Origin of the sequence: Clavibacter sepedonicus (genome assembly GCF_000069225.1) — a bacterium.
Classification (GTDB): Bacteria; Actinomycetota; Actinomycetes; order Actinomycetales; family Microbacteriaceae; genus Clavibacter; species Clavibacter sepedonicus.
In genome coordinates, this window is sequence record NC_010407.1 from 879,757 (window position 1) to 896,609 (window position 16,853).

Below are 16,853 nucleotides of genomic sequence, written 5' to 3' on the forward strand. Positions count from 1 at the left end.
GCTCGCGGGATGAGCAGCGCGGACGCCCAGCCCGAACCCGAGCGCACCTGGACCACGACCGGCCGCCGCGACCTGCACCGCGGACGCGTCGTCCTGGTCGAGCACGACGTGCAGCTGCCCGACGGATCCGCGTCGCGCTACGAAGTCGACGAGAGCGTGCCGTTCGCGGTCGCCACGCTCGTGATCGACGGCGACGCCGTGATCCTGTCGCGCCAGTACCGGCACCCGCTCGGCCGGTGGATCCTCGACCTCCCCGGCGGTGCGGGCGACGCCTCCGAGCAGCCCGCCGACGCCGCCCGCCGCGAGCTCGAGGAGGAGCTCGGCCTCGTCGCGCCCGACCTCGTGCCGCTGCGCACCTACGCCGTGAACCCCGGCCGCGCGTCCTGGCTCGTGCACGTCTTCGCCTGCACGACGCCGACCACCGCGGGCGTCGCCGACCGCTCCGACCCGTCCGAGCAGGTGCGCCTCGTCCGCATGCCCGTCGCGGAGCTCGACGCGCTCATCGCCGCGGGCCGCATCGAGGACCCGACCCTGCTGATCGCCCGCGCGGCCGCCGCCGAGCAGGGGCTGCTGCCGCCGGTCGGGCAGGTCGCGTCGCGCTGACCGCCCCGCGTCGTCAGCCCGCGCGCCCCCGCAGCACGACCCGCGCGATCCGCTCGCACAGCTCGGCGTAGCCGATGCCGACCGCCGCCGCCGACTGCGGCAGGAGGCTCGTCGCGGTGAGGCCGGGGAGGCTGTTGGCCTCGATGATCCAGAGGATGCCCGCGTCATCGAGGCGGAAGTCGGAGCGGCTGTAGCCGTCGAGCCGGAGGATCCGGTGGGCCGCCAGGGCCGCGGCCCGCGCCTCCTCCGCCACCTCGCTCGGCAGGTCGGCCGGGAACGTCTCCGCGATCGCCCCGGCCTGGTACTTCGCGGCGTAGGTGAACGCCTCGTCCACGGGCACGCCGATCTCGCCGACCGCGAGCGCCTCGCCGTCGAGCACGCCGACCGTCAGCTCGCGGCCGCGCACGAAGCGCTCGACCATCACCGTGCCGTGCCGTGCGGCGAGCTCCAGCGCGGCGGGCAGGTCCGCGGCGGCGCGCACCACGGAGAGCCCGACGGTGGATCCCTGGCCGGTCGGCTTCACGACCACCGGGAACCCGAGGGCGGCCTCGACCGCGCCGGGCTCGGGGTCGATCAGCCAGTCGGGCGTGCGGACGCCGCCGGCGCGCAGCAGCGTCTTGGCGACGTCCTTGTCCATCGCGAGGGCGCTGCCGAGGGAGCCGGATCCCGTGAACGGGATGCCCGCCAGCTCGAGGAGCGCCTGCAGGCGGCCGTCCTCGCCGGATCCGCCGTGCAGCGCGAGGAACACGAGGTCGCTGTCGCGGAGGTCGGCCGGGAGGCGCAGCACCGCGCCGGATCCGCCCGCGCTCGCGGTGGCCAGCTCCGCCGACGTCGGCGGGTGCAGGCCGACGTCGGGGGTGAGGATCCGCGCCTCGGCGGCGGCGTCCAGCGCACCGTGCGCGGTGTCGACCGCGACCACCTCGTGCCCGAGCTGCCGGAGGGCCGGGACGACCTGCGCGGCGCTCGCGATGGAGACGTCGCGCTCCTCGCTCTCGCCGCCGAAGAGCACTGAGATCCGCATCCCGCGACCCTATCGGCGGGGCGCCCGCGCCCGGCGGCGGACCCGCGGCCGGCACGCCCCTGCGCCATCCGTCGCTCTCTTCACCAGACGTTCGTCTGCCGGAGGGATCCGGGCACGGCTCTGCCCCTACCGTCGTCCCGCGGGTCGCCGCCCGCATCCCCCACCCGATCGGAAGACCCCGTGCACGTCCGCACCACCGCTTCCCGTCCGCGCCGCACCCGCGTGGCGCTCGCCGCCCTCGCCATCGCGGGATCCGCCCTCGCCGGCGTCGGCACCGCGCCCGCTGCGCAGGCGTCCGCGGCCCCCGTCGCCGCCCCGGCGGGCGCCGCCACGACCGCCACGGTCGCCCCCGCCGGCGACCCGGTCGCCGCATCCGACCGCTACGTGCGACGCCAGACCGTGCACTTCTCCGCGCACATGCAGCGGTACGGCGACGTCGTCGTGTCGATCCTCATCCAGGGGCCGAACCCCGGCAACGGCGTGCCCGGCTGGTCGCGCTGCGTCGACCTGCCCCAGTCCGGCCTGCCCATCTGGACCGACATCGGCGTCGACCTGCTCGCGAACTCGCGCTACACGGTCTCCTCGTACAGCGACTTCGCCTGCTCGCGCGGCGCGAACTACCGCTGGACGACGGGCACGGTCGACACCCGCTGGACGCACTGGATCGTGTACCCGATCCGCTCCCCGCACGTGACCCTGCGCTAGGTCGCCCACCGCATCCCCGCATCCCCGCCTCGACGCCCCCGGCACGCGCCGGGGGCGTCGTCGCGTCCACCGACCGCCGGGCGTCCCGCGCGGCTCAGTCGCCGGTGCGCCGCGCGTAGGTGAGCACCGCGTTGCCCGCGCTCGTGATCTCGGAGCGCCGCAGCTCGAGCCGCGTGGTCGGGTCGTCGGGCTCGAACAGGCGGCGCCCGGCGCCCGCGACGACCGGGTGGATCATGAGGGTCAGCTCGTCGAGCAGCCCCGCGAACAGCAGCGCGCGCGTGAGCGAGATGCTCGACAGCACGGCGATCTCGCCGCCCTCCGTCTCCTTCAGCCGGGCGATCGCCGCGAGCGCGTCGCCCTCGATGCGCGTGGCGTTCCACCCCAGGTCGCCCGTGAGGGTGCGCGTGGCGACCAGCTTCTCGAGCGGGTTGACGAACGCGGCGAACGGGTCGTCGGCGGGCGCGGCCGGCCAGTGCGCCGACCAGTCCTCGTAGCCGCGGCGGCCCATCACGGCGGTGGTGACCGACGAGATCATGCGGCCGAGGCCGGCGCCGAGCTCGGGGTCGAACGAGTCGTACTGGAACAGGTGCGGCGACTCCACCACGCCGTCGACGGACGTGAACAGGCCTGCGGTGAGTCGTCGCACGTGCTCCTCCTCGAGTTCGGGTGTGGTCGCCATGATCCGCCCCGCCGCTGGCGGCGTCCACCCGGAGGGGCTCGGGAGCGCGGGAACTTTCTGGTTAACCGCTTTACACGAGTCCCGAAGCGGTGTTAGCGTCGCCGCCATCGGGATAGCGACGATGCCACCCGGATGCGTGCGAGCTGGCGGATCACGGCGTCGTCGAGCCCCGGATCCACCGCCACCTCAAGGAAGAGACCACGCGATGTCCCCTCGATCCACCGCCCGCCGCCGCCTCGTCGGCGCCGCCGCCCTCGCGGCCACCGTCCCCCTCGTGCTCGCCGGCTGCTCCGGCGGCGGGGGAGGCGGATCCTCGTCCGGCGGGGATCCGAAGACGATCACCGTCACCGACTACTACAACGAGGGCAACGACGACACCGTCATCGGCGACACCCTCCAGAAGTGCGGCGAGTCCCTCGGCGTCACCATCGAGCGCACGTCGATCCCCGGCTCGAGCCTCATCCAGAAGGTGCTGCAGCAGGCGTCGTCGCGCACCCTGCCGGACGTGCTCATGCTCGACAACCCCGACCTCCAGCAGATCGCCGCGACCGGCGCGCTCGCCCCGCTCGAGGACTTCGGCATCTCCACCGACGGCTACGCGAAGGGCGTCGTCGACGCCGGCACCTACGAGGGCAAGACGTACGGCCTCGCGCCCACCGTCAACACGATCGCGCTCTTCTACAACACGCAGATGCTGGCCGACGCGGGGATCCAGCCGCCCACCACGTGGGACGAGCTGAAGACCGCGGCCGCCGCGCTCAAGGACGGCGACCGCTACGGCATCGCGATGGACGCCAACGCCACCTACGAGGGCACCTGGCAGTTCCTGCCCTTCATGTGGTCGAACGGCGGTGACGAGAAGGACATCGCGACCCCTGAGACCGCGGAGGCGCTGCAGCTCTGGACCGACCTCGTGAAGGACGGCTCGGCGTCCCAGAGCGTCGTCAACTGGACCCAGTCCGACGTCAACGACCAGTTCATGGCCGGCAAGACGGCGATGATGATCAACGGCCCGTGGCAGATCCCGGCGCTCACCGAGTCGGGCGTCGACTACGGCATCGCGAAGCTCCCGGCGCCCGAGGCCGGCGGCACCGCCGTCGCCCCGCTCGGCGGCGAGGTGTGGACCGTGCCGCAGACGGGCGACAAGGCGAAGCAGCAGACGGCCGCGAAGGTCGTCGAGTGCCTCAACTCCGACGAGAACCAGCTCGAGATGGCGACCAAGCGCTTCACCATCCCGTCGAAGACCGCCGTCGCCACCGAGTTCGGCCAGCAGGTGCCGGAGGAGCAGGTGTTCGTCGACCTCGTCGCCGACGCCCGCGCCCGCACCGGCGAGCTCGGCGCGGAGTGGCCGAAGGCCGCCACGAAGATCTACACGGCCGTGCAGTCGGCGCTCACCGGCCAGTCGTCGCCGGAGGACGCGCTGGAGAACGCCGAGCAGGGCTGATGGCGACGACCGTCGTCCCCGCCCGCCCGACCGCGCAGGCCGCCGGGCGGGCCCGGGGCGCCGTGGATCCGGCCGTGGCGCGCGGCCCCGTGCGCCGTCGACCCCGCTTCCGGGGGGAGCGCTTCTTCCAGGCGATGTTCCTGGTGCCGGCGATCGCCTACCTCGTGCTCTTCTTCGGGTTCCCGGTCGTAAAGAACATCGTCATGAGCTTCCAGGAGTACACGACGACGACCTTCTACACGGGCGAGGCGCCGTGGGTCGGCTTCGCGAACTACGCGTCGGTGCTCTCGTCGGGGATCTTCTCCACGGCGCTGCTCAACACGTTCCTGTTCACGGCCGGGTCGATCGCCGGCCAGTTCGTCATCGGGCTCGTGCTGGCGCTGTTCTTCCGCCGGTCCTTCCCGCTCAACGGCCTGCTGCGGGCGCTGCTGCTCCTGCCGTGGCTGCTGCCCCTCATCGTCTCGAGCGCGGTGTGGAAGTGGATCCTCGACCAGGACTCGGGCGTGCTCAACCAGGCGCTCCTCGGCTCGGGGCTCGTGCAGGACCCGGTTCCATGGCTCACCAGCCCGGCCTTCGCGCTCATCACGGTGATCGCCGTGAACGTGTGGATCGGGATCCCGTTCAACACGACGATCCTCTACGGCGGCCTGCAGGACATCCCGCCGGAGCTGTACGAGGCCGGGTCCCTCGACGGGGCCACCGGCTGGAAGGGCTTCCGCCACATCACCTGGCCGCTGCTGCGACCCGTGGTGGGCGTGGTGCTCGTGCTCGGCGTCGTCTACACGATCAAGGTGCTCGACATCATCCTCGGCCTCACGAACGGCGGGCCCGCGAACTCGACGCAGACCATCGCGACGCAGTCGTACACGCTCTCGTTCCAGCAGTTCGACTTCGGGTCGGGCGCCGCCCTGAGCAACATCCTCATCGCCATCTCGGCGGTGTTCGCGGTGGTCTACCTCCGCGCCAACAGGAAGGCCGTCGATGACTGACACCGCCGCCCGTGCCGCCCGTGCCGCCCGTCCTGCCCTGCCGCGGCCCGTGGGCTCGCGGAAGCCGCGCGCGGACCGCAGCTGGGTCTCCACGGTGATCGGCGTCGTGATCCTCGCCGTGATGCTGTTCCCCGTCTACTGGATGGTCAACATCTCGCTGCAGCCCGCCGGCCCCGCCATCCAGGCGGCCTGGTTCCCGTTCGAGGCGCAGTTCCAGGGCTACGCGACCGCGCTCTCGGAGCAGGGGCGGGCGCTCGGCACGAGCCTGGTGATCGCGCTCGGCAGCGTGGTGCTGAGCCTCGCGATCGCGACCCCGGCGGCGTACGCGCTCGCGCAGTTCCGCTTCCGGTGGATCGACGTGGTGCTGTTCGGGATCCTCATCTCGCAGATGATCCCGGGCATCGTCGTCGCCAACGCGCTCTACGCGGCGTACAACGACCTGGGGCTGCTCAACTCGATCCCGGGCCTGATCCTCGCGGACTCCACCGCGGGCATCCCGTTCGCGATCCTCATCATGCGGGCGTTCATGGCGGGCATCCCGCCGTCGATCATCGAGGCCGCGAAGGTCGACGGCGCCGGGAACTTCCGGGCCTTCCGCTCGATCGTCCTGCCCGTGAGCCTCAACGCCGTGATCACGGCCGGGCTCTTCACGTTCCTCTTCACCTGGAGCGACTTCCTGTTCGCGCTGACTCTCACGACGACCGACGACGTGCGCCCCATCACGCTCGGGATCTACCAGTACATCGGCACGTACACCGCCGACTGGAGCACGGTGATGGCGACGGCGGTGCTCGCCTCGCTGCCGGCGATCATCCTGCTCCTCGCGGCGCAGCGCTTCATCGCGGCAGGGGCGACGGGCGGCGCGGTCAAGTGATCCGGCTCCCGCACGCCCGCGCCCCCGACGGCCCTCCCGCCGCCTCCGACACCCGCACCACCCCATCAGAAGGAAGACCATGACCGACCCGACCTCCCCGCTCCGCGTCACCGTCTGGGGCGAGAACCGCCACGAGCAGATCGAGCAGCACGTCCGCGACCGCTACCCGACCGGGATGCACGGCGCCGTCGCCGAGGGCGTGCAGGAGAACCTGCCCGACGCGCACGTCGAGATCGCGACCATGGACCAGCCCGAGCACGGCCTCACCGAGGAGCTGCTCGCCCGCACCGACGTCCTCACCTGGTGGGGCCACGCGGCCCACGCCGAGGTGGACGACCAGGTCGTCGAGCGGGTGCACCGCCACGTGCTCGACGGCATGGGCCTCATCGTGCTGCACTCCGGGCACTGGTCGAAGATCTTCACGAAGCTCATGGGCACGACCTGCACCCTCCGCTGGCGCAGCGAGCACGACCGCGAGCTGGTGTGGACCGTGAACCCGCAGCACCCCATCACCCGCGGCGTCCCCAACCCCATCGTCATCGACGAGCAGGAGATGTACGGCGAGTACTTCGACGTTCCCACGCCCGACGAGCTCGTCTTCATTTCGGGCTTCACGGGCGGCGAGGTGTTCCGCAGCGGCATGACCTACCGCCGCGGCTTCGGCCGGATCTTCTTCTTCTCGCCCGGCGACCAGGACTTCCCCGTGTACCACCACCCGGACGTGCGCCGCGTGATCGCGAACGCCTGCGAGTGGGCGCGGCCCGACCGCCGCGAGACGCCCACGCTGCTGCGCTACGAGCTCGGCGAGTACTACGACGGCACCGACTACGCCGGGGCGCTCGAGCGATGACGGCCGGTGACGCGCGCACGGGCCCGGCTCACCGGATCGTCGCGCCCGCCGACGGCGCGCGCCTGCGGGTCGTGCAGGTCGGCGCGGGCGGCATGGGGCAGGCGTGGCTGAAGACCATCGCGGAGGATCCCGACGTCGAGCTCGTGGGCGTCGTCGACCTCGACGAGCAGGCGGCCCGCGCGGGTGCCGCGGCGCACGGGGCATCCGCGGAGGCGTCCACCGACCTCGGTCAGCTGATCGCGCGGCTGCGGCCCGACGCGGTGATCGACGTCACCATCCCGCGCGCGCACCACCCCGTCACCACGCAGGCGCTGTTCGCCGGGATCCCGGTGCTCGGCGAGAAGCCCGTCGCGCTCACGGTCGCCGAGGGGCTGTCGCTCGCGGCGGCCGCGGAGATCACGGGCGAGCTGTTCATGGTCAGCCAGTCGCGCCGCTACAACGACCACCTCGTCGCCCTGAAGCGGCGGGCGGCCGACCTCGGCGGCGTCGGCATCGTCACGACGGAGTTCTTCAAGGCCCCGCACTTCGGCGGGTTCCGCGAGGAGATGGACGACGTGCTGCTGCTCGACATGGCGGTGCACCAGTTCGACGCCGTGCGGTACCTGCTCGACGCGGATCCCGTGAGCGTCTACTGCGAGTCGTACAACCCCGCGTGGAGCTGGTACCGCGGCGACGCGGGCGCCACCGTGGTCTTCGCGTTCGAGGGCGGCGTGCGCTACGTCTACACGGGCAGCTGGTGCAGCCCGGGCGCGGAGACGTCGTGGAACGGATCCTGGCGGGTGAGCGGCGCCCACGGCACCGCGCTGTGGGACGGCGACCACGACCCGACGAGCGAGATCGCGGACGCGCCCGACGGCCCGCCCGCGGAGCCCGCGGCCGCCGGGTCGGTGGGGGTCGAGATCGCCGGATCGCTGCGCGCCTTCGTGCGCGCGCTGCGCACGGGGGAGCGGCCGCACGGCGAGGTGCACGGCAACGTGATGAGCCTCGCGATGGTGGAGGCCGCGATCGAGTCGAAGGACACGGGCCGGCGGCTCGCGATCGACGACGTGCTCGAGCGCGCGTACGCGACCGCGCTCGCCGACGAGCGGCGCGACGACGTGCGCGCCCGGCTCGAGGCGTGGCGCGAGCGGGGCGTGCGGGAGACGCTCCAGGGGCCGCCGGCGTCCGCGGGTGCCGCGGGCGTCGCCGCCGTCGTCCGCCCGGCTGCCGCCGGGTAGCCTCGTCGGGTGGGGATCCAGTGACCGGGCACGAGGCGGGCGACGCCGCGCGCGCGCCCGAGCCGCCAGCCCCGGTCCAGGACCCCGCCCGGCTGGCCCGCGCCGTGCCGCTCGCGCCGGATCCGCGCTCCCGCGAGATCCCGCCGACCGGCGACGCCCGCTCCCGCGGCACCACGCCCGACCACGTCCGCCGCTCCAACCTCGCGACCGTGCTCCAGATCGTGCACGAGACTGGCCCCGCGTCCCGCTCCGAGCTGACGCGCGAGACCGGCCTCAACCGCTCCACCATCGCCGCGCTCGTGGGGGAGCTGCAGGAGCTCGGGCTCGTGGTCGAGTCGGAGCCGCCCGGCACCAACCGGGTCGGGCGGCCGAGCCCCATCGTCTCGGCCGATCCGCGCGTGGTCGTCTTCGCGGTGAACCCCGAGATCGACGCCGTCACCGTGGGGCTCGTCGGCCTCGACGGCGTGGTACAGCAGCGGATCCGCCGCGACACCGCCGGGATCCCCACGGCCGCGCGGGCCGCCGAGCTCGCCGGCGCGATCATCGCCGAGCTGCGCGCGGAGCTCTGCGCGACGCGGCCCGACGCGCGCGTGCTCGGCATCGGCGTCGCGGTCCCGGGCCTCGTGCGCTTCGACGGCGGCATCGTGCGCCTCGCGCCGCACCTCGGCTGGGTCGACGAGCCGTTCGCCGCGCTCCTCGCCGAGGCCACCGGGCTGCCCGCACTCGCCGCCAACGACGCGAGCCTCGCGGCCGTCGCCGAGGGGCGCTTCGGATCCGGCCGCGACGTCGACGACCTCGTCTACCTCAACGGCGGCGCGTCGGGCGTCGGCGGCGGCGTGCTCATCGGCCGGCGCCCGTTCGGCGGCGCGGAGGGCTACGGCGGCGAGCTCGGCCACACCCTCGTCGACTCGGGCGGCGAGCTCTGCCACTGCGGCGCGGTCGGCTGCCTCGAGACGACGGTCGGCCAGGACGCGCTGCTCGAGGTCACGGGCCTGCCGCGCGCCCGCGCCGACGAGCTGGGCGACGTGCTCGCGGCGGCGCTCGAGGCGGGCGATCCGGCCATCACCGCCGAGGTCGAGCGGCAGATCGCCAACCTGGCCGTCGCGCTCCGCAACGTCGTCAACATCTTCAACCCGTCGCTCGTGGTGCTCGGCGGGTTCCTCGGGTCGCTGCACGCGGCGGATCCCGACCGCATCCTCGCCCGCGCGACCGCCCAGGCGCTCCCCGGCGCGCGCGAGGCGCTCCGCATCCGCCGCGCGGCCCTCGGCCCCGACCGGCTGATGATCGGCGCGGCCGAGCTCGCGTTCGCGCGCGTGCTCGTGGATCCGTCGGGCGTGATGCGCGCCGCCGCCGACGCCGAGCGCTCCACGGCGTGAGCGTCCCGGTCGACCTCGTGATCCTCGACTGCGACGGCGTGCTCGTCGACAGCGAGGTGCTCGCGGTGGAGGTCGACAAGCGCGTCCTCGCCGAGCTCGGCTGGGACATCACGACGGAGGAGATCGTCGAGCGCTTCGTCGGCAAGTCGCACGCGACCTCCACCGCCGAGGTCGCCGCGCACCGCGGCCGCGACCTCGCCGACGACTGGGATGCGCCCTACGCGCACTGGTACAGGGAGGCGTTCGAGGAGCACCTGCGGCCGGTCGACGGGATCGCGGAGGCGCTCGACGCGATCGCCCTGCCGACGTGCGTGGCGTCCAGCGGCGGCCACCCCAAGATCCGCGCGAACCTCGCGCGCACGGGTCTGCTCGCGCGCTTCGACGGCCGGATCTCGAGCGCCACCGAGGTCGCGCACGGCAAGCCCGCACCCGACCTCTTCCTCCTCGCGGCGTCGCGCATGGGCGTGGATCCGGAGCGCTGCGTCGTCGTCGAGGACAGCCCGTACGGCGTGCAGGGCGCGCTCGCCGCGGGCATGCGCGCGCTCGGCTACGCGGGCGGGCTGACGCCGGCCGACCGGCTGCGCGATGCGGGTGCGACGGTCTTCGACGACATGCGCGACCTGCCGAGGCTGCTGCGGGAGCTCGCGGTCTGACACGCTGGTCCCGGATGCCCGGCCGGCGAGGATCCGGTCACGCCGCGCTGACCACCCGCCGCCGCACCGCGTGCACGACGAGCGCGCCGAGGATCCCGACGACCACCGCGACCGCGAGCTGGCCGAGCACGCCGCCCTGACCGCGGAGCACGGCGCCGCCCACCATGCCGCTCGCGTCGAGGAGCTCGAGCGGGTAGCGGAGCATGCTGCGGTTGCCGAGGGCGTAGGTGACGCCCACCACGACGGCCGTGCCGACCCAGACCAGCAGCACCGCGACGACGGACCCGATCACGCGGCCGACCGTGCGCAGCACCGTGAGCGCGATGGCGACGCCGAGCACGACGGGCGGCACCCACGAGATCACCGGCAGCAGCGCGTACGCCGTCCCGCTCAGCGCCCCGGTCGGGCCGGGGGACACGAGCCCGCCCAGCCACTCGCCGAGCAGGACGACGGGGAAGGCGGTCGCGACGACCGCGAGACCCGCGGGCGCCCGGGCCACGAGCGCGGCGACGAGGCCCGCGAGCAGCACCGTCGCCGCGGTGCCGCCGACGAACGCCACGAGGTAGACCTGCGCCTCGCTGATCGAGGCGCCCGTGCGGTCGCCCGCGCCCGAGACGTCGTCCACGCCCAGCCCGGCGGACGTGACCGCGGACGTCTGCACGAGCGCGACGACCTGCACGAGGAGCAGCCCCGCGACCACGAGCCAGGATCCGTGCCGGGGGAGCCGCGACCGCAGCCCGCGCGCGGCGGCGCCCGCGATGCCGCCGCCCACCACGATCACCGCGGCCAGCAGCCCCGCCGTGTACTGGTTGAAGGGCAGCAGCGCGATGGGCATCTGCCCGGCGTCGGTCACGTCCTCGGCCCACAGGTTCTGCGGCGGCAGGCGGAGGCCCGAGAGGATCCACGGCAGCAGCCCGAGCACCGCGGCGGCGACGCCCACCGCGAGGGCGAGGAGCGCGCCGCGGATCCCGGGGATCGTGCGCGGGGCCCGCGGGTCGGGGGTCGTGCCGGGCGCGGTCGCGGTGTCGGGCGTCGTCATCCGCCCACGCTAGCGATGCGCCGGCCGCGGGCACCTGCCCCCGATCGGGCCGACCTGTGGACTCCGGCGGTCGCCCGGGCGCGTCGTCTGCCTAAGCTCGCGGCACCCGACCTGCCCGACCCGACCTTCTCCGCCCGACCTCCCCACCGCCCGCTCCTGAAGAACGGATCCGCCATGCCCCGCCGTGCCCTCGTCGCCACGTCCGCGTTCGCCGTCACCCTCGCCGCCGTCCTCGCCGCCGCCGCTCCCGCGCAGGCGTGCCCGCGCGACCCGGCGGAGCAGCAGGCGGTCACGGCCGTCGCGTCCGCCGCGCTCGACCGCCTCGAGATCGCCGACGACGTGGCCGCGTCGAAGTACCTGTCGGGCAAGGCCGTCGAGGATCCCGCGCGCGAGCAGGCCGTCGTCGACGCCACCATCGCCGCCGCGAAGGCCGACGGGGTCGACCCGGTCGCCGCCGAGCGCATCATCCGCGCGCAGATCACGGCGAGCAAGCAGGTGCAGAACGCGCTCATCGCCCGCTGGCGCGCGCACCCCGACGAGGCGCCCACCACCGCGCCCGACCTCACCACGAGCGTCCGCCCGCGCATCAACGCGGTGGACGCCCGGCTCGTCCCGGCCATCGGCGCCGCGGCCACCGCGCTCGACGACCAGGCGTGCGGCCACCTCGTCACGGACGCCCGCGGCCAGCTCGGCCAGGGCCTCGACGACGCCCACCGCAAGGCCTTCCGCACGGCCCTCGCGACCGTCTGCACGCCCGAGAGCTGAGCCGGCCCACCGACCCGGTCGGGTCAGCTGCCCCGATGCGCTGGCCCGGCCGACCCACCGATCCGCGCGCGTCCGTCCTCCGGGACGGGCGCGCGCGGTCGCGTGTCGGCCGCGGTCGCGCGCGTAGCCCGGCGGTGTGCGAGGCCCGGCGCGGTGCGCGACGCGTCAGGCGCCCTGCCCGCGCGGGGCGGCCATGATCACGGCGACGCCCACCAGGCAGACGACGGCGCCGATCACGTCCCACCGGTCCGGCCGGTAGCCGTCCACGACGGTGCCCCACAGGAGCGATCCCGCGACGAACACGCCGCCGTACGCCGCGAGGATCCGCCCGAAGGATGCGTCTGCCTGCAGCGTCGCGATGAAGCCGTACGCGCCGAGCGCCATGACGCCGAGGCCGGCCCACCAGAACGGCCGGCCCTCGCGCACCGCCTGCCAGATGAGCCAGGCGCCGCCGATCTCGGCGACCGCGGCGAGGGCGAACAGGATCACGGTGCGCAGCAGCATGCTCCGAGCATGGCGGAGCCGGACGGGCGGGTCAGCGGTTCAGCCCGGCAGGCCGCCGTCAGGCGGTCGACGCGATGTCGGACGCGAACGCCGCCACCCGGGTCCGCAGGTCGTCGATGAGCTGGGCCGTCGCCGCCTCGGGGTCGAAGCCGAGGTACGGGATCGGCCGGGGCTTCCGCACGTTGGCGCTGCACTCGAAGTCGGTGCAGACGAGCGTGCCGACGGTGTTGCCGTTGCGGCCCGCGGCGCCCGCCCGGCGCGCGGCATAGAACCCGACCGGGTTCGGCAGGCGCACGTCCTGGCACCACGTGCACTGGGCGCGGGATCGCGGCGCGGTGGCGGACTGCTGCAGCAGCACGCCGATCAGCTCGTCGCCCACGGGGACGACGACGATCCCGCGCTGCGGGGCCTTCGGGTCGCGCCAGCCGAGGAAGTCGAGGCGGTCCCAGCGGAGCTCGGCGAAGCCGTCGGGGAGGTGGAGGTCGCGCTTCTCGCGCTGCGAGGCGTTGACGAGCGAGGCGCGGATGTCGGATTCGGTCAGGGGGAGCATGGGTGCCCTTCGTGCGGGGTCGCGGCGGCGCCGCGGGGACGGATGTCGGGAGGGCGGCCGGATCCTCGTGGATCGACGGCACGCCGGGTGCGGCCGGCCCTCGCGGGGCGCGGCGACGGATCCGGTGACTACCTGGTGCCGACGGACGTGCCGCCGACGACCTCCCCACGCCCCGAGGGCGCCGCGCTGCTGAAGATGCTCACGGGGAAACGGTACCCCGGGTGAGGGAATGGCTCAGGCGCTCGCGCCCGGCCACACGTAGTCCAGGTCGTCCGGAACCCCCGGGAACGCCGGCCGGTACAGCTCCGGCGCCTTCGCCAGCAGCTTCGAGCGGTGGGAGAGGTGCAGCTCCGCGCGGCCCCACCACGGCGGCAGCTCGATGCGGCCTTCGGTGTAGGCGGCGAGGTCCTCCGACACCTCCGCGATGACCGCGAGGGTCTTCTCGAAGCACGTGTCCGCGAAGCCGCGGCGGGTCCACTCGGCGCACGTCGCCTCCTGGTACTCCATGAGCGCAGGCCGGTAGCCGCGCCACATGCGCGTGACGGGGTGGCTCTGCCAGCCGTAGCCCGCGACGGTCACGGCCTTCATCACCTGCAGCGTCTCGACGCGCTGCTTCCCGAGCCGCTTGTCGTCGAGCACGGCCATGCTCTCCGCGAGGTCCGGGTAGGGGAGGAACGTCTGCATCCGGCCAGTCAACTCCGCGGGCGCGGGCGCGGGGCGGCGCGGAGCCGGTCCGCCGCCGGGAGCGGATCCCGCCACCACCGCGGCCGTCCCCCTAGGATCGCGGGATGCTCGGACCCGTCGACCGCCTCGATCCGCCCGCCCGGCGCATCCTCCTCGGCGCGCCGTCGGGAGCCGGCAAGACGACGCTGGCCCGACGCGTCCAGGAGCGCACGGGCATCCCGCACACGGAGATGGACGCCCTCTTCCACGGCCCCGCCTGGACCGAGCTGCCCACCTTCCGCGACGACGTCGAGGCGTTCTCCTCACGCGACGCCTGGGTCACCGAGTGGCAGTACACGACCCAGCTCGGGCAGCTGCTGCCGTCGCGCGCCGACACCCTCGTGTGGCTCGACCTGCCCGTCGCCGTGCAGATGGGGCGTCTGATCCGCCGCACCGTCGTCCGTCGCTGGCGCCGGGAGCCGCTCTGGCACGGCAACGTCGAGCCGCCGATGCGCACCGTGCTCACCGATCCCAACCACATCGTCCGCTGGGGGTGGCGGGGGCGCGTGAAGGTGCGGAAGCGCGTGGTGCTCGCGGCCGTCGAGCACCCGCACCTGCGGATCGTGCGGCTCCGGTCGACGCGCGAGGTCGACGTGTGGCTGCGCGGGCTGCCGGGCGCGGATCAGCCGACGCGACCGGGTCAGCCGCCGGTGCCGCCGGCCGCCTCCGGGTAGAGGTCGCTGCACCACAGGCCGGCCGGGTCGGGGCCGTCCATCGTCAGGGGCGGGAACGACTCGAGCAGCGGAGCAGCGGAGACCATGTCGGCCCCGTTCACGGCCGACCAGAGCGTGCCCGCGAAGTCCTCGCGCGTCGGATCCTGGTCCGTGGCCCACAGCGCGACGCGGCGGTCCGACCACTCCTCGGGCTCCGGGTCCTCGCCCATGGGCCCGACCATGCCGGCGAGGGTCCAGACCTGCTGCTCCTCGTCCCACCGGGTCTCGAGACCGTCGAGCTGCAGCCCGGGATACGGCCCGTCGTGCGCGGCGATGCTCGCGTTGACGGCCTCGAGCGCGGCGGCGGACGCGTCGGCGTCGGCGTCGGGTCGGCCGTCGGCAGCACGACCGGCGGATCCTCCGCGGCGAGCCCGCCCTCGCCGAGCCCCGCGCACCCGCTCAGCGTCATGGCGGCGGCGGCGCAGAGCCCCGCCCAGGCGACGGTGATCCGCGGAGCGCTCATGTCCGGACCCTAGGGCGTCACGCGGCCACCGCGGCGGGTTCGCGGTCATCCGCACCCGGACTGGGGTGGTCGGCGGGGGCGGGCGCCGCGGGCGCGCGCCGGGCCTCCGTCACCAGCACCGCCGCGACGCCCGCGCCGCACAGCACGAACCCGGCGAGCGTCACCGGCGTGATCCGCTCCCCGAGCAGGAGCGCGCCCGCCGCCGCGGTCGTCGGCGCGACCAGGAACAGCAGCGCGTTGAGCGCCGTGATCCCGACCCGCTCGAGCAGCCACCAGTACAGGCCGTAGGCGCCGAGGGTCGGGACGAGGGCGGCGGTGACGGTGGTGATCCAGAACGCCGGATCCGCGGGCGGCGCCAGGGTCCCGGTCGCGACCGCGGCGACGACGAGCGCCACGGTCGTGACGACGACGTGCACGGTCAACGTCACGAGCACGGGCGGTCGGCCGTGCGACCGGCGCTCGAGGAACGTCCCGGCGACGAGGCACGCCATCGCGGCCGCGGGCAGCAGGTACGCGACCGGATCCGCGTCCGCCGCCCCCGCCTGCGACCGCACCACGAGCACCACGCCGACGGCGCCGAGCGCGAGCCCCGCCCACTGCGCGCCGCGCACGCGCAGCCCGAGCAGCGGGCCGACGAGCGTCGCGACCACGAGCGGCTGCACCGCGTCGATGAGCGCCGTGGTGCCGGTCGCGATCCCGGCGCCGATCGCCGCGTACACGAACGCGCAGTAGCCGAGCTGCGCGAACGCGCCGATCAGCGCCTGCCGCCCGAGCATCCGCAGCGGGATCCCGCGGGCCGCGCCCGTCGCGACGACGAGCCCCACGAGCACCAGCGCGAGCGGCGCGAACCGCCAGAGGAGCAGCGTCACCGCCGGCACCTCGACCGTGCCGACGGCCGCGATGAGGAAGCCCGAGCTCCACGCGAGCACGAACCCCGCGGCGGCGGCGACGGTCACGAGCGGTCGAGGTAAACCGATCTGTCTACTTGTCATAGGCTCGACTATACAGAACGGTATAGTCAACGTGTGAAGACCCCCGTCCCCGACCTCGCCCCGCTCACCCCTGGAGCCCGCCGCGTCCTCGACGCGGCGTCCGAGCTCTTCTACGCGCGGGGGATCCACGTGGTCGGCGTCGACGCGATCGCCTCGGCCGCGGGCGTCACCAAGAAGACGATCTACGACCGCTTCGGCGCCAAGGAGCAGCTGGTGGTCGCGTACCTGCAGCACCGCGACGCCCGCTGGCGCGAGCACCTCGCGGCGCGGCTCGCCCGCACGCCCGAGCCCGGGACCGACCGGGTGCTCGCGGTGTTCGACGCGGCGATCACGTGGGCCGACGCGAACACGCCCAAGGGCTGCAGCGCGATCAACGCGCGCGCCGAGCTCGGCGCCGGCGACTTGGGCGACGAGGACGACGGGCACGACGTGCTCCCCGAGGTCATGCGGCAGAAGGCGTGGCTGCTCGAGCTGCTGCGCGAGCTGTGCCGCGAGGCCGGCATCGCGGATCCCGCGGCCACCGCGCGCACGCTGATGCTGGTCTACGAGGGCGGCCTCGTGACGCTCGGCATGGGGACCTTCGCTCACCCGATGGCGGTCGCGCGCGACGCGGCGCGGTCGCTGCTCGAGGCGTCCGCGCGACCCTGACCCGGCGGCACGACCTCCCGGCTGTCCGTCCGCGCGCGGCCGCTA

Annotated in this window: 20 protein-coding genes; 12 read left to right on the plus strand and 8 right to left on the minus strand. The window is 74.4% G+C overall.

Annotation, left to right across the window (positions count from 1 at the left end; genetic code table 11):
* The first annotated feature begins 9 nt into the window (after window positions 1-9).
* Window positions 10-603 carry an NUDIX hydrolase gene (locus CMS_RS04175; RefSeq protein ID WP_012298254.1) on the plus strand — a complete coding sequence of 198 codons (594 nt, stop codon included), beginning with the start codon at window positions 10-12 and terminating at the stop codon, window positions 601-603.
* Between the two features lie 13 nt (window positions 604-616).
* Here the strand turns inward: CMS_RS04175 and CMS_RS04180 are convergent, their stop codons facing one another.
* Window positions 617-1,624 (minus strand): D-alanine--D-alanine ligase family protein, encoded by a 1,008-nt coding sequence (locus CMS_RS04180; RefSeq protein WP_012298255.1) that lies wholly within the window; start codon window positions 1,622-1,624, stop codon window positions 617-619.
* A gap of 180 nt (window positions 1,625-1,804) precedes the next feature.
* Here CMS_RS04180 and CMS_RS04185 point away from each other — a divergent pair, with 180 nt between their 5' ends.
* Window positions 1,805-2,329, plus strand: coding sequence for a hypothetical protein (locus tag CMS_RS04185; protein WP_012298256.1), 525 nt, complete (start codon window positions 1,805-1,807; stop codon window positions 2,327-2,329).
* 94 nt (window positions 2,330-2,423) lie between these two features.
* On the opposite strand, the gene CMS_RS04190 is transcribed toward CMS_RS04185, so the two are convergent.
* On the minus strand, window positions 2,424-3,008 hold the full coding sequence (locus CMS_RS04190) for a dihydrofolate reductase family protein (RefSeq protein ID WP_012298257.1): 585 nt from the start codon (window positions 3,006-3,008) through the stop codon (window positions 2,424-2,426).
* A gap of 205 nt (window positions 3,009-3,213) precedes the next feature.
* On the opposite strand from CMS_RS04190, the gene CMS_RS04195 reads away from it, so the two are divergent.
* From CMS_RS04195 to CMS_RS04225, 7 genes are all read left to right on the plus strand, one after another.
* Window positions 3,214-4,452, plus strand: a complete 1,239-nt coding sequence (locus tag CMS_RS04195) for a sugar ABC transporter substrate-binding protein (RefSeq protein WP_041464383.1) — start codon at window positions 3,214-3,216, stop codon at window positions 4,450-4,452.
* A complete protein-coding gene (locus CMS_RS04200; RefSeq protein ID WP_041464384.1) occupies window positions 4,452-5,441 on the plus strand; it encodes a carbohydrate ABC transporter permease in 990 nt (329 codons plus the stop codon). The genes CMS_RS04195 and CMS_RS04200 overlap by 1 nt, the downstream gene beginning before the upstream one ends.
* Entirely contained in the window at window positions 5,434-6,315 is an 882-nt protein-coding gene (locus CMS_RS04205) for a carbohydrate ABC transporter permease (RefSeq protein ID WP_012298260.1), read from the plus strand. Before CMS_RS04200 ends, CMS_RS04205 begins: the two co-directional genes overlap by 8 nt.
* A gap of 79 nt (window positions 6,316-6,394) precedes the next feature.
* Window positions 6,395-7,165, plus strand: coding sequence for a ThuA domain-containing protein (locus tag CMS_RS04210; protein WP_012298261.1), 771 nt, complete (start codon window positions 6,395-6,397; stop codon window positions 7,163-7,165).
* Window positions 7,162-8,382, plus strand: a complete 1,221-nt coding sequence (locus tag CMS_RS04215; protein WP_012298262.1) for a Gfo/Idh/MocA family protein — start codon at window positions 7,162-7,164, stop codon at window positions 8,380-8,382. The genes CMS_RS04210 and CMS_RS04215 overlap by 4 nt, the downstream gene beginning before the upstream one ends.
* Window positions 8,383-8,402: 20 nt before the next feature.
* Window positions 8,403-9,758, plus strand: coding sequence for an ROK family transcriptional regulator (locus CMS_RS04220; RefSeq protein ID WP_012298263.1), 1,356 nt, complete (start codon window positions 8,403-8,405; stop codon window positions 9,756-9,758).
* The gene (locus CMS_RS04225; RefSeq protein ID WP_012298264.1) at window positions 9,755-10,411 is read left to right on the plus strand and encodes an HAD family hydrolase; all 657 of its coding nucleotides are present in this window, start codon (window positions 9,755-9,757) and stop codon (window positions 10,409-10,411) included. Before CMS_RS04220 ends, CMS_RS04225 begins: the two co-directional genes overlap by 4 nt.
* Before the next feature lie 37 nt (window positions 10,412-10,448).
* On the opposite strand, the gene CMS_RS04230 is transcribed toward CMS_RS04225, so the two are convergent.
* Window positions 10,449-11,450 carry a hypothetical protein gene (locus tag CMS_RS04230; protein ID WP_041464385.1) on the minus strand — a complete coding sequence of 334 codons (1,002 nt, stop codon included), beginning with the start codon at window positions 11,448-11,450 and terminating at the stop codon, window positions 10,449-10,451.
* Window positions 11,451-11,624: 174 nt separating this feature from the next.
* On the opposite strand from CMS_RS04230, the gene aroQ reads away from it, so the two are divergent.
* Window positions 11,625-12,215, plus strand: a complete 591-nt coding sequence (gene aroQ / locus CMS_RS04235; protein WP_012298266.1) for a gamma subclass chorismate mutase AroQ — start codon at window positions 11,625-11,627, stop codon at window positions 12,213-12,215.
* Between the two features lie 165 nt (window positions 12,216-12,380).
* Here the strand turns inward: aroQ and CMS_RS04240 are convergent, their stop codons facing one another.
* The 3 genes from CMS_RS04240 to CMS_RS04250 all read right to left on the minus strand — a co-directional run bounded on the left by CMS_RS04240 (window position 12,381) and on the right by CMS_RS04250 (window position 13,953).
* Window positions 12,381-12,719 (minus strand): YnfA family protein, encoded by a 339-nt coding sequence (locus CMS_RS04240; protein ID WP_012298267.1) that lies wholly within the window; start codon window positions 12,717-12,719, stop codon window positions 12,381-12,383.
* 58 nt (window positions 12,720-12,777) lie between these two features.
* Entirely contained in the window at window positions 12,778-13,269 is a 492-nt protein-coding gene (locus tag CMS_RS04245; protein WP_012298268.1) for an FBP domain-containing protein, read from the minus strand.
* Between the two features lie 234 nt (window positions 13,270-13,503).
* On the minus strand, window positions 13,504-13,953 hold the full coding sequence (locus CMS_RS04250) for an MSMEG_6728 family protein (protein ID WP_012298269.1): 450 nt from the start codon (window positions 13,951-13,953) through the stop codon (window positions 13,504-13,506).
* A gap of 104 nt (window positions 13,954-14,057) precedes the next feature.
* Between CMS_RS04250 and CMS_RS04255 the strand changes: the two genes are divergently transcribed.
* Window positions 14,058-14,666 carry a P-loop NTPase family protein gene (locus CMS_RS04255; RefSeq protein WP_012298270.1) on the plus strand — a complete coding sequence of 203 codons (609 nt, stop codon included), beginning with the start codon at window positions 14,058-14,060 and terminating at the stop codon, window positions 14,664-14,666.
* Here the strand turns inward: CMS_RS04255 and CMS_RS04260 are convergent.
* Together CMS_RS04260 and CMS_RS04265 are read right to left on the minus strand one after the other, a co-directional pair.
* Window positions 14,633-15,100 (minus strand): hypothetical protein, encoded by a 468-nt coding sequence (locus tag CMS_RS04260; protein WP_012298271.1) that lies wholly within the window; start codon window positions 15,098-15,100, stop codon window positions 14,633-14,635. The genes CMS_RS04255 and CMS_RS04260 overlap by 34 nt on opposite strands.
* Window positions 15,101-15,185: 85 nt before the next feature.
* Complete coding sequence (locus tag CMS_RS04265; RefSeq protein WP_012298272.1) at window positions 15,186-16,124, minus strand: DMT family transporter; 939 nt, start codon at window positions 16,122-16,124, stop codon at window positions 15,186-15,188.
* Between the two features lie 69 nt (window positions 16,125-16,193).
* Between CMS_RS04265 and CMS_RS04270 the strand changes: the two genes are divergently transcribed.
* Window positions 16,194-16,808, plus strand: a complete 615-nt coding sequence (locus CMS_RS04270) for a TetR/AcrR family transcriptional regulator (protein WP_041464386.1) — start codon at window positions 16,194-16,196, stop codon at window positions 16,806-16,808.
* Window positions 16,809-16,853: the final 45 nt, after the last annotated feature.